Source organism: Streptomyces sp. NBC_01017 (genome assembly GCF_045162795.1).
Lineage (GTDB): Bacteria > Actinomycetota > Actinomycetes > Streptomycetales > Streptomycetaceae > Streptomyces > Streptomyces machairae.
Window position 1 is genome coordinate 3801991 of record NZ_CP108683.1, and the last position, 17134, is coordinate 3819124.

Genomic DNA, 17134 nt, shown 5'->3' on the forward strand with positions numbered 1-17134 from the left:
GCTCTGCCCGGACGGCCCACCCGCCGGCCGGTCTCCCCTGGCCGTGTGATCCGCGGCCGCGCAGAAGGAGTCAGTGTTGAGAGACAGTTCCTCCCACAGACGCACCTCCCACACGACGCGTCACACCACGCACCGCCGCGCAGCCGCCGTCGCTCTCGTCGGCGTCTCCGCCCTGATCGCGGCGGCCGTCCAGTCGGGCGCCGCCACCGCAGCCCCGGAGAAGGCACCGTCGGCGGCGGGCAAGGTCATACCGGGCGCCGAGTCGGTCAAGCTGTCCCCCGCCCAGCGCGCCGAGCTGATCCGCGAGGCCAACGCCGGCAAGGCGGACACCGCGAAGGACCTGGGCCTCGGCGCCAAGGAGAAGCTGGTCGTCCGTGACGTCCTCAAGGACGGCAACGGCACGGTCCACACCCGCTACGAGCGGACGTTCGACGGCCTGCCCGTCCTCGGCGGCGACCTCGTCGTCGAGACGGCGAAGTCGGGCGCGACCGAGGCCGTCGTCAAGGCGACCCGGGCCGCCATCAAGCCGGCCACCACGACCGCCGCCGTTCCCGCCGCCAAGGCGGAGAAGCAGGCGCTGGCCGCGGCCAAGGCGGAGAAGGCCAAGAGCCCCGACGTCAACCGGGCGCCCCGCAAGGTGATCTGGGCCGCGGACGGCAAGCCGACCGTGGCGTACGAGACGGTCGTCGGCGGCTTCCAGCACGACGGCACCCCGCAGGAGCTGCACGTCGTCACCGACGCCACCACCGGCGCGAAGCTGTACGAGTGGGAGGCCATCGAGACCGGCACCGGCAACACGGTCTACAGCGGCACGGTCAACCTGACCACCACCCAGTCCGGGTCGACGTACAACCTCACGGACGGGGCGCGCGGCGGGCACAAGACGTACAACCTGAACCGCGGCACCTCCGGCACCGGCACCCTCTTCTCCGGGCCCGACGACGTCTGGGGCAACGGCACCCCGTCCAACCTGGAGTCCGCCGGCGCCGACGCGCACTACGGTGCCCAGCTGACCTGGGACTACTACAAGAACGTGCACGGGCGCAGCGGCATCCGCGGCGACGGTGTGGGCGCGTACTCGCGGGTCCACTACGGCAACAACTACGTCAACGCGTTCTGGTCCGACAGCTGCTTCTGCATGACGTACGGCGACGGCTCGGGCAACACCAACCCGCTGACGTCGATCGACGTGGCCGCGCACGAGATGACCCACGGGCTCACCTCGAACACGGCCGGCCTCATCTACAGCGGCGAGTCCGGCGGCCTGAACGAGGCCACCTCCGACATCTTCGGTTCGACCGTCGAGTTCTTCGCCAACAACTCCTCCGACGTGGGTGACTACCTCATCGGCGAGGAGATCAACATCAACGGCGACGGCACCCCGCTGCGCTACATGGACAAGCCGAGCAAGGACGGCGCGTCCAAGGACAGCTGGTACTCGGGCATCGGCTCGATCGACGTGCACTACTCGTCGGGCCCGGCGAACCACTTCTTCTACCTCCTGTCGGAGGGCAGCGGCACCAAGACCATCAACGGTGTCACGTACAACTCGGCCACGTCGGACGGCCTTCCGGTCACCGGTATCGGCCGGGACAAGGCGGAGAAGATCTGGTTCCGCGCGCTCACCACGAAGTTCACGTCGACGACCAACTACGCGGGCGCCCGCACCGGCACCCTCGCGGCCACCGCTGACCTCTACGGCACCGACGGCGCCGAGTACAAGGCGGTCCAGGACGCGTGGGCGGGCATCAGCGTCGGCCCCCGGCCCGGCGGCGGAGGCGGCGGCACGTCCTTCGAGAGCGGAACCGACGTGGCGATCCCGGACCGGGGCGCGGCGGTCACGTCGCCGATCACCGTCTCCGGGCGGACCGGCAACGCACCGTCCAACCTCCAGGTCGCCGTGGACATCGTCCACACCTACATCGGTGACCTCAAGGTGGATCTGGTCGCCCCCGACGGCACGGCGTACACGCTGAAGGGCTACGGCACCGGCGGCAGCGCGGACAACCTCAACGCCACCTACACCGTGAACGCGTCCTCCGAGGTCGCCAACGGTGCCTGGCAGTTGCGCGTCCAGGACAACGCGGCCATCGACACCGGTTACATCAACAGCTGGAAGCTGACCTTCCCGTAGGCCAGTTGACGGTCCGACAAAGACAGGGCGTCGTCTCGGTGGGTTCAACTCCCGCCGGGACGGCGCCCGTTCATATTTCTGAAACATTCACCCAACAGTCAAATCTTGGCCAACATCACCGTCCCCTCCTGACATGTACGCGCCGCAGGTGTCACGCTTCCCCCACCCGCCGCACCAGCACCAATGCACCTCCCCCACAAAAGGAGCTCGTGTGACCCCCCTCTACGCGCGTCGCAAGCGCACGACCCTGGCCATCGCCACCACCGTGGCCGCCGGGGCTCTCCTCACCACCGCGCTGACCACCGGTGGTTCGGCCGCCGCGGCCCCCGCGGGCGCCGGCACCAAGGCCGCCCCGCTCGCCGTACCGGTCGCGCTCGCCCCCGCGGCCCGCACCACCCTCATCAAGGACCAGCAGGCGAAGGCGGCCGACACCGCCGACGAGATAGGCCTCGGCGCCCAGGAGAAGCTGGTCGTCAAGGATGTCGTCAAGGACGCCGACGGCTCGGTCCACACCCGCTACGAGCGCACCTACGCGGGCCTGCCGGTCCTCGGCGGCGACCTGGTCGTCCACGAGTCGGCGGCCGGCGCGAGAAAGGGCGTGACCAAGGCGACGAAGGCCACCATCAAGGTCGCCTCGCTCAAGCCGGCGGTCACCGCGGACAAGGCCGAGAGCCAGGCCGTGAAGCTTGCCAAGGCGGCCGGCTCGGAGAAGACCGCGGCCGACCAGGCGCCCCGCAAGGTGATCTGGGCCGCGAACGGCAAGCCGGCCCTCGCCTACGAGACGGTCGTCGGCGGCCTCCAGGACGACGGCACCCCGAACGAGCTGCACGTCATCACCGACGCCGCCACCGGCAAGAAGCTGTTCGAGTACCAGGGCATCGAGACCGGCACCGGCAAGAGCCTGTACTCGGGCACCGTCACGCTCGGCACGACCAAGTCGGGCTCGACGTACAACCTCACGGACGGCACGCGCGGCGGCCACAAGACGTACAACAAGGCCCGCAGCACCAGTTCCTCCGCCGGAACGCTGTTCACCGACGCGGACGACACATGGGGCACCGGCACGGCCTCCAGCTCCTCCACCGACCAGACCGCCGCCGTCGACGCGGCCTACGGCGCGCAGGAGACCTGGGACTTCTACAAGGAGACCTTCGGCCGCAGCGGCATCAAGAACGACGGCAAGGCCGCGTACTCGCGCGTCCACTACGGCAACGCGTACGTCAACGCGTTCTGGGACGACAGCTGCTTCTGCATGACGTACGGCGACGGCGAGGGCAACACCAACCCGCTGACGTCGCTGGACGTGGCCGGCCACGAGATGACCCACGGCGTCACCTCCAACACCGCGGGCCTGAACTACACCGGCGAGTCGGGCGGCCTGAACGAGGCCACCTCCGACATCTTCGGCACGTCGGTGGAGTTCTTCGCCAACAATTCCGCCGACGTCGGTGACTACCTCATCGGCGAGGAGATCGACATCAACGGCGACGGCACCCCGCTGCGCTACATGGACAAGCCGAGCAAGGACGGCGCGTCCAAGGACAGCTGGTCGTCCTCGCTGGGCGGCCTGGACGTGCACTACTCCTCGGGCCCCGCGAACCACTTCTTCTACCTCCTGTCGGAGGGCAGCGGCGCGAAGACGATCAACGGGGTGAGCTACAACTCCCCGACGTCCAACGGCTCGACGGTCACGGGTATCGGCCGCGCCAAGGCCGCCGCGATCTGGTACAAGGCCCTGACCGAGTACATGACGTCGACGACGAACTACAAGGCCGCCCGCACGGCGACCCTGAGCGCGGCGTCCGCCCTGTACGGCTCCACCAGCACGGAGTACAAGACGGTGGCCGCCGCCTGGTCGGCCATCAACGTCAGCTGACGCAGGCGTAGTGGAATGGGGCGGCACCCGGGAGGAAGGCATCCCCGGGTGCCGCCCTACGCTTGGGCCCATGTCCTTCACGTACGACGACGTCGGCGCGACCCGGGAGAACGGCTTCTGCCCGCCCGGCTTCCACCCCCTGCATGTGCGCACCCGCATAGGAGAGGGCGAGGATGTCTTCCGCCGAGCCTCCGAAGCGGTCATGACCTGGGAAATGCACCGCTCGATGGGCGTCGGCATAGAGGCGTCCGCCGACCGGGCGGCCCCCGAGGTCGACGTCACGGTCACCCTGGCCGGACTGATCAAGGCACCGTGCCGGGTCGTCTGGACGGCGGAGGAGCACCGCCGGGTGGGCTGGGCGTACGGCACGCTTTCCGGTCATCCCGAATGCGGCGAGGAGGCCTTCCTCGTGGACCGCACGGGGGACGGGACGGTGTGGCTGACCGTGCAGGCCTTCAGCCGCGCGGCCAAGTGGTATGCGCGGGCGGGGGGACCTGCGACGCGGGGGCTGCAGCACGCGTACGCGCGACGGTGCGGCAATGTGCTGCGGCAGATGTGCGAGACCGAGGGGGACTGAGGGACACCCCAGCCCCCCCGGGACGACGTCACCGCAGCAGGACCCCCGCCCCCTCCCCCACGTCCTCGGAAGGCACCGCCACCAGCCCCAACTCCGCACTCGACGCCAGCAGCCGGTGCGACGGCAGAATCCGGACGGTGTAGCCGTAGGGTCCCGTCCGGTCCAGGGCCAGCGGACCCTCGTACACCCACCGGCCCTCCGGGTCCGGGCTGCCCGTCGGCTTCAGCGCAACCGTCGAGGCGTCCGCGATGCGGTCCTGGGAGTCGACGCGGCCCGAGACCGCCTGGACCTCGACGTCGTCCGGCCCGAGGTCACCGAGGCCCACGCGGACCCGGAGGCTGAGCGTGGAGCCGAGTTCCGCGGTGGGTGTCGCCGCCGACGTCTCGAGATGGTCCACCGTGACGCCGTGCCAGGCCGAACGCACTCGCGCCTTCCAGCCCGCGAGCTCACGCGCCGCGTCCGGCGTCATCGCGCGGTGGGCGTGGGCGGCCGGGGTGTAGAGGCGCTCCACGTACTCGCGGACCATCCTGCCCGCCAGGACCTTCGGGCCGAGCAGGGTCAGGGTCTGGCGGACCATCTCGATCCAGCGGTCCGGCAGGCCGTTCTGGCCCTGCTCGTAGAAGCGCGGGGTCACCCGCTGCTCCAGCAGGTCGTACAGCGCCGCCGCCTCTATGTCGTCGCGGTGGTCCGGGTCCGTGCCGGTGCCGTCCGCGGTGGGGATGGACCAGCCGAAGTCCGGCTGGAACCACTCGTCCCACCAGCCGTCCAGGACGGAGAGGTTGAGGCAGCCGTTCAGCGCCGCCTTCATGCCGGAGGTGCCGCAGGCCTCCAGGGGACGCAGCGGGTTGTTGAGCCAGATGTCGCAGCCCGGGTAGAGCTTCTGGGCCATCGCCATGCCGTAGTCCGGGAGGAAGACGATCCGATGCCTGACCCGCGGGTCGTCGGCGAACCTGACCAGCTCCTGGACCAGCCGCTTCCCGCCGTCGTCCGCCGGGTGCGCCTTGCCCGCCACCACGATCTGGATGGGCCGCTCCGGGTGCAGCAGCAGGTCCATCAGCCGGTCGCGGTCCCTCAGCATCAGCGTCAGCCGCTTGTACGAGGGGACCCGCCGCGCGAATCCGATCGTCAGGACGTCGGGGTCGAGGACGCCGTCGATCCAGCCCAGCTCGGCCGTCCCGGCGCCGCGTTGGCGCCAGGAGGTGCGCAGACGGTCCCGTACCTCCGTCACCAGCTGCTCGCGCAGGTTCCGGCGCAGCTCCCAGACGTCCTGGTCGGGGATCTCCGCGACCGCGTCCCAGCGGTCCGAGCCGCCGACGCTCATGGCGTCCTCGGTGCGCTGGGCGCCGATCTGGCGGGCGCCGAGGCGGAAGACCTCGGGGGCGACCCAGGTCGGGGCGTGGACGCCGTTGGTCACGGAGGTGATCGGCACCTCGTCGGGGTCGAACCCCGGCCACAGGCCCGAGAACATCTCACGGCTGACGTTGCCGTGGAGCAGCGAGACGCCGTTCGCGCGCTGACCCAGGCGCAGGCCCATCACGGCCATGTTGAACAGGTTGGGCTCGCCGCCCGGGTAGGTCTCCATGCCGAGCTGGAGGATCCGCCCGACCTCGATGCCCGGGAGTTCGGCGTCGGGGCCGAAGTGGTGGGCGACCAGCTCACGGTCGAAGCGGTCGATGCCGGCCGGGACGGGCGTGTGGGTGGTGAAGACCGTGCCGGCGCGGACGGCTTCCAGTGCCGGGTCGAAGTCCATGCCCGCCGCGCAGAGTTCGGCGATGCGCTCCAGGCCGAGGAAGCCGGCGTGGCCCTCGTTGGTGTGGAAGACCTCGGGTTCGGGGTGGCCGGTCAGACGGCAGTACGTCCGGACCGCCCGCACTCCTCCTATGCCCAGCAGCATCTCCTGCAGCAGCCGGTGCTCGCTGCCGCCGCCGTAGAGCCGGTCGGTCACGCCGCGTTCGCCGAGGTCGTTCTCCTCGACGTCCGAGTCGAGCATCAGCAGGGGGACGCGGCCGACCTGGGCGAGCCAGACGCGGGCGTGCAGCTGCCTGCCGCCGGGCAGGACGATGGAGATCTGCGCGGGGGTGTCGTCGGGTTCCTTCAGGAGCGCGACCGGCAGCTCGTTGGGGTCCAGGACCGGGTAGTGCTCCTGCTGCCAGCCGTCGCGGGACAAGGTCTGGCGGAAGTAGCCGTGCCGGTACAGCAGGCCGACCCCGATGAGCGGTACGCCGAGGTCGCTGGCCGCCTTGAGGTGGTCGCCGGCGAGGATGCCGAGGCCGCCGGAGTACTGCGGCAGGGCGGCCGTGATGCCGAACTCGGGTGAGAAGTAGGCGACGGCGGTGGGCAGTTCGGCGGACTGGTCCTGGTACCAGCGCCCGCCCGTGACGTAGTCGTTCAGGTCACCGGCGACCGCGGCCAGCCGGCGCAGGAAGCGGCGGTCCTCGGCCAGCTCCGCGAGCCGCCCGGGCGACACGCTGCCCAGCAGCCGTACGGGGTCGTTGCCCGAGGCGGCCCAGCACTCGGGGTCGACGGACTGGAAGAGATCGCGGGTCTCCGCATGCCAGGACCAGCGCAGATTGCGCGCCAGATCGCTGAGGGGCCGGAGGGGTTCGGGGAGCACTGGACGGACGGTGAATCGACGGATCGCCTTCACATTCCACCTCGGGCAGCGCGTGGCAGGGGACACACGGCGGTGTGGGTCCCGTCATCGCCACCGACAGTATCGGTATGCGGGGGTTCGCAACCACCGTGCGTTTTTGTGAGTGTCAAGCGCGGCGAACAGAGCACGTACGTCCGGAAAACGCCGCAACCTTTACGGATCCCCGGCGCCCGGTATGGCCGATTCCGCCCCCGTAGGCCTCCTTGTGGCGACTTCTCACACCACGAGAGGCTGAGCGGTGGCGCGCCGGCCCAGGCGGGGTGCACCCCGTGTTCCGGGGCCGTGGTGCGCCGAGTTGAGGAGGGGAACTCACACCATGGCACGGACGCGCATCCGGCGTCTGCGCCGGGCCGGTGGTCTGACCGCGGTGACCTGTGTCATCGCACTTTCGGCCACCACCATGCCCGCGCACGCCGCACCGGAGGGACAGATACTCGGCGCCGGGGACCCCGGCTCCGTCAGCGGCAGTTACCTGGTGACGCTCAAGGGGGGAACGAAGGCTCCGTCGGGGGCCGGAAAAAGCCTCGCCGAGAAGTACGGGGCGAAAATAAGCCATACCTACGGCACGGTCCTCAACGGCTACGCCGTCCAGGCCGACGAGAGACAGGCCAAGCGGCTCGCGGCCGACTCCCGGGTCGCGTCGGTCGTCCAGGACACCCGAGTGACCCTGGACCACACGCAGAAGAACCCGCCAACTTGGGGACTGGACCGCATAGACCAGCGGAACCTGCCGCTGGACAGGAGCTACACCTGGCCGGAGTCGGCGGGCGCGGGCGTGACGGTGTACGTGATCGACACCGGCATCCGCATCTCGCACAAGGACTTCGGCGGCCGGGCGAGCCACGGGTGGGACTTCGTCGGCAACGACAGGACAGCGAGCGACGGCAACGGCCACGGCACCCATGTCGCCGGCACCATCGCGGGCAAGCAGTACGGCGTCGCCAAGAAGGCCAAGGTCGTCGCCGTGCGGGTCCTAGACAACGCCGGCGGCGGCAGTACGGCCGACGTCATCGCCGGTATCGACTGGGTGACCAGGCACGCCAGGAAGCCGGCCGTCGCCAACGTCAGCCTCGGCGGCTACCGCAACTCGCAACTGGACGCCGCCGTACGCAACTCCATCGCGTCCGGCGTGACCTACACGGTCGCGGCGGGCAACGACGGGCTGCCGGCCGGCCAGTACTCCCCCGCTGCCGTGCGGGAGGCGATCACCGTGGGCGCCACCGACAGAAAGGACGCGCGGGCGGGCTTCTCCAACTTCGGTTCGGTTCTGGACGTATTCGCCCCGGGCGTGTCCATCACTTCGGCGTCGTATGCAAGTGACACCGGCAAGGCGACCTATTCGGGGACGTCGATGGCGTCGCCGCACACCGCGGGTGTGGCCGCGCTCTATCTGGCCGGCCATCCCAAGGCGAAGCCCGCACAGGTGTCCAAGGCGCTGGTGGCGCAGGCCGTGACCGGGAAGGTCTCCGGGCGGGGGCTCGGTTCGCCGAACAAACTGCTGCAGGTACCGGGCTCATAGCGGCCTCTTCACGCCGAATTACCGGCACCGGCCCCGTTCTTCAGGAACGGGGCCGGTCTTGTGTGTAGACATACGCGTGAGTAGTTAACAAAGTGCCGGATTGCGTACCCGAATAGGGTGGGAAGGCTCCAGCGGTAACCCCACCCGTGCGCCCCCGGGCGCGCGCCGGAACGAACCACGCAGGACCCACCTCCCCACAGCCATCCGCCCACCCAAGATGACGCGGACAGGAGCGGTCATGCCCGCCATGCACCACCAGTCGTCCTCACCCCCGACGTCGCGCACCGAAGCACCCCCAGCCCCCCGCACCGCACGCGCCGACCCCGGACCGCCGGCTCCGGAGCGATCCTCCGCGAACGACACGGCGGCCGGTGTCGGGCGCATACCCGTCCTCGACGTCCGCCCGGTCGTCCAGCACGGGCGCAGGCCCGCGAAGGCCGTGACCGGCGAGACCTTCGAGATCTCGGCGACCGTGTTCCGGGAGGGACACGACGCCGTCGCCGCCAACGCCGTACTGACCGACCCGGACGGCCGGCCCGGCCCCTGGACGCCGATGCGCGAACTCGCCCCGGGCACCGACCGCTGGGGCGCCACCGTCACCGCCGGCGAGCCGGGCCACTGGACCTACCGGGTCGAGGCCTGGGGCGATCCGGTGGCCACCTGGCGGCACCACGCACAGATCAAGATCCCGGCCGGGATGGACACGGAACTGGTCCTGGAGGAGGGCGCGCGGCTGTACGGGCGTGCGGCCGCCGAGATCCCCGAGAGCGAGGGGCGGTCGGTGATCCTCGCGGCCGTCGAGGCGCTGCGGGACGAGAACCGCCCGGCCGCCTGGCGGCTGGCGGCCGCGTTGACGCCCGAGGTGGACGCGGTGTTGGGGCGGTATCCGCTGCGGGACCTGGTCACCGCCTCGGACCCACTGCCCCTGCTGGTGGAACGGGAGCGGGCCCTGTTCGGCTCCTGGTACGAGTTCTTCCCCCGCTCCGAGGGCACCCCCGAGCAGCCCCACGGAACCTTCCGCACCGCCGCCCGCCGACTGCCCGCCATCGCCGCCATGGGCTTCGACGTGGTCTACCTGCCGCCGATCCACCCGATCGGCACCACCTTCCGCAAGGGCCCCAACAACACCCTCTCCGCCGGCACCGACGACGTCGGCGTGCCCTGGGCCATCGGCTCCCCCGAGGGCGGCCACGACGCCGTCCACCCCGGCCTCGGCACCCTCGACGACTTCGACTGGTTCGTCGCCCGGGCTAGCGAACTCGGCCTGGAAGTCGCCCTCGACTTCGCCCTGCAGTGCTCCCCCGACCACCCCTGGGTCGACAAACACCCCGAGTGGTTCCACCACCGCCCCGACGGCACCATCGCCCACGCCGAGAACCCGCCGAAGAAGTACCAGGACATCTACCCCATCGCCTTCGACGCCGACATGGACGGCCTGGTCGAGGAAACCCTGCGCATCCTGCGCCACTGGATGGCCCACGGCGTGCGCATCTTCCGCGTCGACAACCCGCACACCAAACCCGTCGTCTTCTGGCAGCAGGTCATCGCCGACATCGGCCGCACCGACCCCGACGTCATCTTCCTCGCCGAGGCCTTCACCCGCCCCGCGATGATGCACACCCTGGCCCAGATCGGCTTCCAGCAGTCCTACACGTACTTCACCTGGCGCAACGGCAAACAGGAACTCACCGAGTACCTCACCGAACTCTCCGGCGAAACGGCCTCTTACATGCGGCCCAACTTCTTCGCCAACACCCCCGACATCCTGCACGAATTCCTCCAGGAAGGGGGCAGGCCCGCCTTCGAGGTGCGCGCGGTGCTGGCCGCGACCCTCTCCCCCACCTGGGGCATCTACAGCGGCTACGAGCTCTGCGAGAACACCCCCCTGCGCAAGGGCAGCGAGGAGTATCTGAACTCGGAGAAGTACCAGCTCCGTCCTCGCGACTGGGAGGCGGCGGAGCGCGAAGGCCGCACCGTCACACCCCTGCTCACCCAGCTCAACGCCGTCCGGCGGGCGAATCCGGCCCTGCGACAGTTGCGCGATCTCCACTTCCACCACGCGGACCAGGAAGCGGTGATCGCGTACTCGAAGCGCAGCGGATCGAACACGGTTCTGGTGGTCGCCAACCTCGACCCGCACCACACCCAGGAGGCGACGGTCTCGTTGGACATGCCGCAACTCGGCCTGGACTGGCACGAGTCGGTGCCGGTGCGCGACGAGCTCACCGGCGAGACCTATCACTGGGGCAGGGCGAATTACGTGCGTCTCGAACCGGGCACTCGTCCCGCGCACATCCTCACCGTCCTGCGACCGTCCACCCCGCAGATCGGAGGGTCACCCATAAAATGATCGTCAACGAGCCCGTTCAGGACACCTTCGAGGACACTCCTGCCAAGGATCGTGACCCGGATTGGTTCAAACGCGCCGTCTTCTACGAGGTCCTGGTCCGCTCCTTCCAGGACAGCAACGGCGACGGCGTGGGCGACCTCAAAGGCCTCACCGCCAAACTCGACTACCTGCAATGGCTCGGCGTCGACTGCCTGTGGCTGCCGCCCTTCTTCAAATCACCCCTGCGCGACGGCGGATACGACGTCTCCGACTACACCTCCGTCCTGCCCGAATTCGGAGACCTCGCCGACTTCGTCGAATTCGTCGACTCCGCCCACCAGCGCGGCATGCGGGTCATCATCGACTTCGTCATGAACCACACCAGCGACCAGCACCCGTGGTTCCAGGAATCGAGAAGCGACCCCGACGGCCCCTACGGCGACTACTACATGTGGGCCGACGACGACAAGCAGTACGCCGACGCCCGCATCATCTTCGTCGACACCGAGGCCTCCAACTGGACCTTCGACCCGGTCCGCAAGCAGTACTTCTTCCACCGCTTCTTCTCCCACCAGCCGGACCTGAACTACGAGAACCCGGCCGTCCAGGAGGAGATCCTCTCGGCGCTGAAATTCTGGCTGGACCTGGGAATCGACGGATTCCGGCTGGACGCGGTGCCGTATCTGTACGCGGAGGAGGGAACGAACTGCGAGAACCTCCCCGCGACGCACGAACTCCTCAAGCGGGTGCGCAAGGAGATCGACGCCCAGTACCCGGACACGGTGCTGCTCGCCGAGGCCAACCAGTGGCCGGAGGACGTCGTCGACTACTTCGGCGACTACGCCGGCGGTGGCGACGAGTGCCACATGGCCTTCCATTTCCCGGTGATGCCGCGGATCTTCATGGCCGTGCGACGGGAATCCCGCTACCCCGTCTCCGAAATCCTCGCCAAGACCCCGGCCATCCCGTCCGGCTGCCAGTGGGGCATCTTCCTGCGCAACCACGACGAGCTGACCCTGGAGATGGTCACCGACGAGGAACGCGACTACATGTGGGCGGAGTACGCCAAGGACCCCCGCATGCGCGCCAACATCGGAATCCGGCGCCGGCTGGCACCCCTGCTGGACAACGACCGCAATCAGATCGAGCTGTTCACCGCCCTGCTGCTGTCGCTCCCCGGCTCGCCGATCCTGTACTACGGCGACGAGATCGGCATGGGCGACAACATCTGGCTCGGCGACCGCGACGCCGTACGGACTCCCATGCAGTGGACGCCGGACCGCAACGCGGGATTCTCGTCGTGCGACCCGGGACGGCTGTATCTGCCGACCATCATGGATCCCGTCCACGGCTACCAGGTGACGAATGTCGAGGCGTCCATGTCCTCGCCGTCCTCTCTCCTGCACTGGACCCGCCGCATGATCGAGATCCGCAAGCAGAATCCGGCGTTCGGACTCGGCTCCTACACGGAACTCCAGTCGTCGAATCCGGCCGTGATCGCCTTCCTGCGCGAATACGAGGACGATCTCGTGCTGTGCGTGAACAACTTCTCGCGGTTCGCGCAGCCGACGGAGCTGGATCTGCGCCGGTTCAACGGGCGCCATCCGGTCGAGCTGTTCGGCGGGGTGCGATTCCCGGCCATCGGTGACCTGCCGTACTTGCTGACCCTCGGAGGCCACGGCTTCTACTGGTTCCGGTTGCGCAAGGACGCCGCCTGAGAGCCCGGGCGGGGCGGTTTCTCCCGCCCCGCCCGGGGCACGCATCAGTAACCACCCCGCCCGGCCCGGGGAAAGGACGTGACGCCATGTCGAAAGCCGTCACCCGCACCCTCACGACCTCACCAGGTCTTCTCGCCTCGCTGGACCCCCTGCTGCGGGAGTGGCTGCCACGGCAGCGCTGGTTCGCGGGCAAGGGCCGTCCGGTCACCGGGTTCTCTCTGGTGGCGGCCACCGAACTGCTTCCGCCCGGCGGCAAGCTGGGCCTGTACCACCTGCTCGTGCGCGCGCACCAGGCCATCGCGCCGGTGCCGGGCGCGCCCGAGCAGCCCGCCGACTGCTACCAGCTGTTGATAGGCGAGCGCGAGGCCCTGCCGCCCCGGCTGGCGCCCGCGCTGATCGGACACGTGGCCGACGGCCCGCTCGCCGGACGCACGGTGTACGACGCCCTGTACGACACCCGTCCCACCGAGCTCCTCCTCGAGGCGCTGCGCACCGGAGCCCGGATCGGCGGACTGCGCTTCGAGCGGGACGACAGCCAGGAGATCCGGTCCGGTCTGGTGCCGCGCCTGGTCACCTCCGAACAGTCGAACTCGTCGGTCATCTATGGCGATACGTTCATCCTGAAGCTGTTGCGCCGGGTCGTGCCCGGCGTCAACCCCGACCTGGAGCTTCCGTTGGCACTGGCCCGCGAGGGCTGCGACCGGGTGCCCGCGCCGACGGCGTGGATCCGGGCGGAGCTCGCACCTGCCGGAGCACCGGCGGACGAGGCGTATGTGCTGGGCGTGCTGCAGCCCTTCGTGCAGGGCGCCGCGGACGGCTGGGAGCTGGCGCTGCGCGAGCTGGCCAAGGGCGAGGACTTCGCGTCCGCGGCACGGGCGCTCGGGCGCGCGACCGCCGAGGTGCATACCGCACTGGCCCGCACGCTGCCGACCGTCACCCTCGGGCACACGCAGGTGCAGCAACTGGTCGACGGCATGGTCGAGCGGCTCGACGCGGCAGCGCAGGCGGTGCCCGCGCTGCGGCCGTACGCGCCCGGCCTGCGGTCCGCTTTCGAGGCGCTGGCCGGTCTCGCCGCCGAGGGCTGCACCTGGACCGCCCAGCGCATCCACGGTGACCTGCACCTCGGACAGTGCCTGCGCTCGCCCGGCGGGCAGTGGTGGCTGATCGACTTCGAGGGCGAGCCGTCGAAGCCGCTGGCCGAACGGCGGATGCCACAGCCGCCGGTACGGGACGTCGCGGGCATGCTGCGTTCCTTCGACTACGCGGCCCACTCGGCCGACCCTTCGGTACCGGGCTGGGCCGACACCTGCCGGGCCGCCTACTGCTCCGGATACGCACAGGTCAGCGGCGCCGATCCGCGGACCGATCCGGTGCTGCTGCGTGCGTACGAGACCGACAAGGCGATCTACGAGGTCGTCTACGAGGCCCGTCACCGCCCCGACTGGCTCCCGGTACCGCTGTCCGCCATAAGCCGACTGGCCGCGGGCGCGGACACCTCGCCTTCCGCGATCCCCGCCACCCCCTCCATCTCCTCCATCCCCTCTTCCCCACCTTCGCCTAGGAGGCCCCGCCCGTGACCCCCCGCACCACTCCCTCCAGCGGTTCGGATTCAAAGAAGACGGCTGAGAAGCCGGCCGTGGAGAAGTCCCAGGAGCAGGCCGCCGAGAAGACGAGCGTCGCGAAGAAGGCGACCGCGAAGACGGCCAATGCCGCCGAGAAGGCCGCGGACGCCATGAGGAAGGGGACGAAGAAGGCCACCGCGGCCAAGGCGGACGCGGCGAAGAAGGCGACCGCCAAGAAGACGACGGCGAAGAAGACGGCCGCGAAGCAGGCCCCGGCGAAGAAGGCGACCGCGAAGAAAGCCGTGGCCAAGAAAGCCGTGGCCAAGAAGGCGGGCGCGAAGACCACCGCCGCGAAGAGCACGACCACGTCGAAGAGCACGGCGGGGAAGAAGGCCTCCGCCAAGAGGATTCCCGCGCAGAAGACGGCGCCCAAGAAGATCCCCGCCCAAAAAGCGGTCCCCGTCGAACTGCCGGCCGCCCCCGCGGACGTGGCCGTGTCCCCCGCCCTCGACGCCGCCGACCGCGACCGCCTCCTCAACGGCACCCACCACGCCCCGCACTCCGTCCTCGGCGCGCATCCGGTGCCCGGCGGTGTCGCCTTCCGGGCCTTCAGGCCGTACGCCCTGTCGGTGACCGTCGTCGTGGACAGCCTGCGGGCCGAACTGCACGACGACGGGGAGGGGTTCTTCTCCGGGCTGCTGCCGCTTCTGGAGGTGCCGGCGGGCTACCAGTTCCTGGTGGGGTACGAGGGCTCGGTGCAGGAGACCGAGGACGCGTACCGTTTCCTGCCCGCGCTGGGCGAGCTCGACCTGCATCTGATCGGCGAGGGCCGGCACGAGGAGCTGTGGAAGGCGCTCGGCGCCGAACCGATGACCCACCAGGGCGTGACCGGCACCCGGTTCACGGTGTGGGCGCCGAACGCGCGGGGTGTGTCGCTGGCCGGCACCTTCAACTTCTGGGACGGCACGGGATATCCCATGCGCTCGCTCGGCGGTACGGGCGTGTGGGAGCTGTTCGTGCCGGGCATCGGCGAGGGCGAGCTGTACAAGTTCGAGATCACCCGGCCCGACGGTTCGAAGACCCTGCGCGCCGACCCGCTGGCCCGCCGGACCGAGGCCCCGCCCCACACGTCGTCGATCGTGTACGCCTCGCAGCACGAGTGGGGCGACGCTCAGTGGCTGGCGCGGCGCGGGTCGGTGCCGACGCACGAGGCGCCGTTGTCGGTCTACGAGGTCCATCTGGCCTCCTGGCGGCCGGGACTGACGTACCGGCAACTCGCCGAGCAGCTGCCCGCGTACGTCAAGGACCTGGGCTTCACCCACGTCGAGCTGATGCCGGTCGCCGAGCACCCCTTCGGCGGCTCCTGGGGCTACCAGGTCACCGGCTTCTACGCGCCCACGGCCCGGCTCGGCACCCCCGACGACTTCAAGTACCTGGTGGACTCCCTCCACCAGGCCGGCATCGGCGTCCTGATGGACTGGGTCCCGGCGCACTTCCCGCGCGACGACTGGGCGCTCGCCGAGTTCGACGGGCGTCCGCTGTACGAGCACGAGGACCCGCTGCGGTCCGCCCACCCCGACTGGGGCACCCTGGAGTTCGACTTCGGCCGGCGCGAGGTGCGCAACTTCCTTGTGGCCAACGCCATTTACTGGTGCGAGGAGTTCCACATCGACGGGCTGCGGGTCGACGCCGTCGCCTCCATGCTGTACCTCGACTACTCGCGCGAGCCGGGGCAGTGGGTCCCGAACGAGCACGGCGGGCGGGAGAACCTGGACGCGGTGGCGTTCCTCCAGGAGATGAACGCGACGGTGTACCGGCGGGTGCCGGGAGTCGTGACGATCGCGGAGGAGTCCACGGCCTGGGACGGTGTGACGCGCCCGACGCATGTGGCCGGCCCGGGTGGCTTCGGGGGTCTCGGTTTCGGGCTGAAGTGGAACATGGGGTGGATGCACGACTCGCTGGAGTACATGGCGAAGGAGCCCGTGCACCGCAAGCACCACCACAACGAGATGACGTTCTCGATGGTGTACGCCTACAGCGAGAACTACGTGCTGCCCATCTCCCACGACGAGGTCGTGCACGGCAAGCGGTCGCTGGTCTCGAAGATGCCGGGCGACTGGTGGCAGCAGCGCGCCAACCACCGCGCGTACCTGGGCTTCATGTGGGCCCACCCGGGCAAGCAACTGCTCTTCATGGGGCAGGAGTTCGCCCAGGGGGCGGAGTGGTCGGAGGCGCACGGGCCGGACTGGTGGCTGCTCGATCCGGCGTACGGGGCGGAGCCGGACCATCGCGGGGTGCGGGACCTGGTCCGCGATCTGAACACGGTGTACCGGCACACGCCTGCCCTGTGGCAGCGGGACGCCGACCCTGCCGGGTTCCAGTGGGTGGTGGGAGACGCCGCCGACGACAACGTGCTCGCGTTCCTGCGCTACGACGCGGAGGGGGCTCCGCTGCTGGCGGTGTCGAATCTGTCGCCGGTCGTGCGGCACGAGTACCGGCTGGGGGTGCCGGACGACGTGCCCGCGTGGCACGAGGCGCTGAACACGGACGCGGCGCGGTATGGCGGCGGCGACGTCACCAACCCTGATCCGGTCAAGCCCGAGCCGCAGGGTTGGCACGGGCGGGCGGCCAGCATCCGGCTGACGCTGCCGCCATTGGCGACGGTGTGGTTGCGACCGGCGTAGACACCCTCTCGAACGCCGGACGAGCTGACCCACCCAGCCCGTCCGGCGTTTGAGGACGAGGCCGTTCAGGCCGAAGCGGGGG

Annotated in this window: 9 protein-coding genes; 8 read left to right on the forward strand and 1 reads right to left on the reverse strand. The window is 69.9% G+C overall.

The window, feature by feature from the left end:
* Positions 1-76 precede the first annotated feature (76 nt).
* From OG331_RS17170 to OG331_RS17180, 3 genes are all read left to right on the forward strand, one after another.
* The gene (locus OG331_RS17170) at positions 77-2134 is read left to right on the forward strand and encodes a M4 family metallopeptidase (RefSeq protein WP_406197047.1); all 2058 of its coding nucleotides are present in this window, start codon (positions 77-79) and stop codon (positions 2132-2134) included.
* Between the two features lie 211 nt (positions 2135-2345).
* Positions 2346-4010, forward strand: coding sequence for a M4 family metallopeptidase (locus OG331_RS17175; RefSeq protein ID WP_406197049.1), 1665 nt, complete (start codon positions 2346-2348; stop codon positions 4008-4010).
* Between the two features lie 70 nt (positions 4011-4080).
* On the forward strand, positions 4081-4587 hold the full coding sequence (locus tag OG331_RS17180) for a DUF1990 domain-containing protein (protein ID WP_328879222.1): 507 nt from the start codon (positions 4081-4083) through the stop codon (positions 4585-4587).
* A 28-nt stretch (positions 4588-4615) separates the two neighbouring features.
* Here the strand turns inward: OG331_RS17180 and OG331_RS17185 are convergent, their stop codons facing one another.
* Positions 4616-7234, reverse strand: a complete 2619-nt coding sequence (locus OG331_RS17185; RefSeq protein WP_406197052.1) for a glycosyltransferase family 1 protein — start codon at positions 7232-7234, stop codon at positions 4616-4618.
* A gap of 322 nt (positions 7235-7556) precedes the next feature.
* Between OG331_RS17185 and OG331_RS17190 the strand changes: the two genes are divergently transcribed.
* The 5 genes from OG331_RS17190 to glgB all read left to right on the forward strand — a co-directional run bounded on the left by OG331_RS17190 (position 7557) and on the right by glgB (position 17052).
* Positions 7557-8759 carry a S8 family peptidase gene (locus OG331_RS17190; RefSeq protein WP_406197055.1) on the forward strand — a complete coding sequence of 401 codons (1203 nt, stop codon included), beginning with the start codon at positions 7557-7559 and terminating at the stop codon, positions 8757-8759.
* 238 nt (positions 8760-8997) lie between these two features.
* Positions 8998-11109, forward strand: a complete 2112-nt coding sequence (locus OG331_RS17195) for an alpha-1,4-glucan--maltose-1-phosphate maltosyltransferase (RefSeq protein WP_406197058.1) — start codon at positions 8998-9000, stop codon at positions 11107-11109.
* Entirely contained in the window at positions 11106-12806 is a 1701-nt protein-coding gene (gene treS, locus OG331_RS17200; protein ID WP_406197061.1) for a maltose alpha-D-glucosyltransferase, read from the forward strand. The genes OG331_RS17195 and treS overlap by 4 nt, the downstream gene beginning before the upstream one ends.
* An 86-nt stretch (positions 12807-12892) precedes the next feature.
* Complete coding sequence (locus OG331_RS17205; protein ID WP_406197064.1) at positions 12893-14383, forward strand: maltokinase N-terminal cap-like domain-containing protein; 1491 nt, start codon at positions 12893-12895, stop codon at positions 14381-14383.
* Positions 14380-17052: a 1,4-alpha-glucan branching enzyme gene (gene glgB / locus OG331_RS17210; RefSeq protein ID WP_406197067.1), complete on the forward strand. Its 2673-nt coding sequence runs from the start codon at positions 14380-14382 to the stop codon at positions 17050-17052. The genes OG331_RS17205 and glgB overlap by 4 nt, the downstream gene beginning before the upstream one ends.
* Positions 17053-17134: the final 82 nt, after the last annotated feature.

Bases quoted from the DNA above. Each gene is read 5' to 3' on its own strand.
- treS (WP_406197061.1), top strand. From the start codon at position 11,106: ATGATCGTCAACGAGCCCGTTCAGGACACCTTCGAGGACACTCCTGCC.
- OG331_RS17205 (WP_406197064.1), top strand. From the start codon at position 12,893: ATGTCGAAAGCCGTCACCCGCACCCTCACGACCTCACCAGGTCTTCTC.
- OG331_RS17180 (WP_328879222.1), top strand. From the start codon at position 4,081: ATGTCCTTCACGTACGACGACGTCGGCGCGACCCGGGAGAACGGCTTC.
- OG331_RS17190 (WP_406197055.1), top strand. From the start codon at position 7,557: ATGGCACGGACGCGCATCCGGCGTCTGCGCCGGGCCGGTGGTCTGACC.
- OG331_RS17195 (WP_406197058.1), top strand. From the start codon at position 8,998: ATGCCCGCCATGCACCACCAGTCGTCCTCACCCCCGACGTCGCGCACC.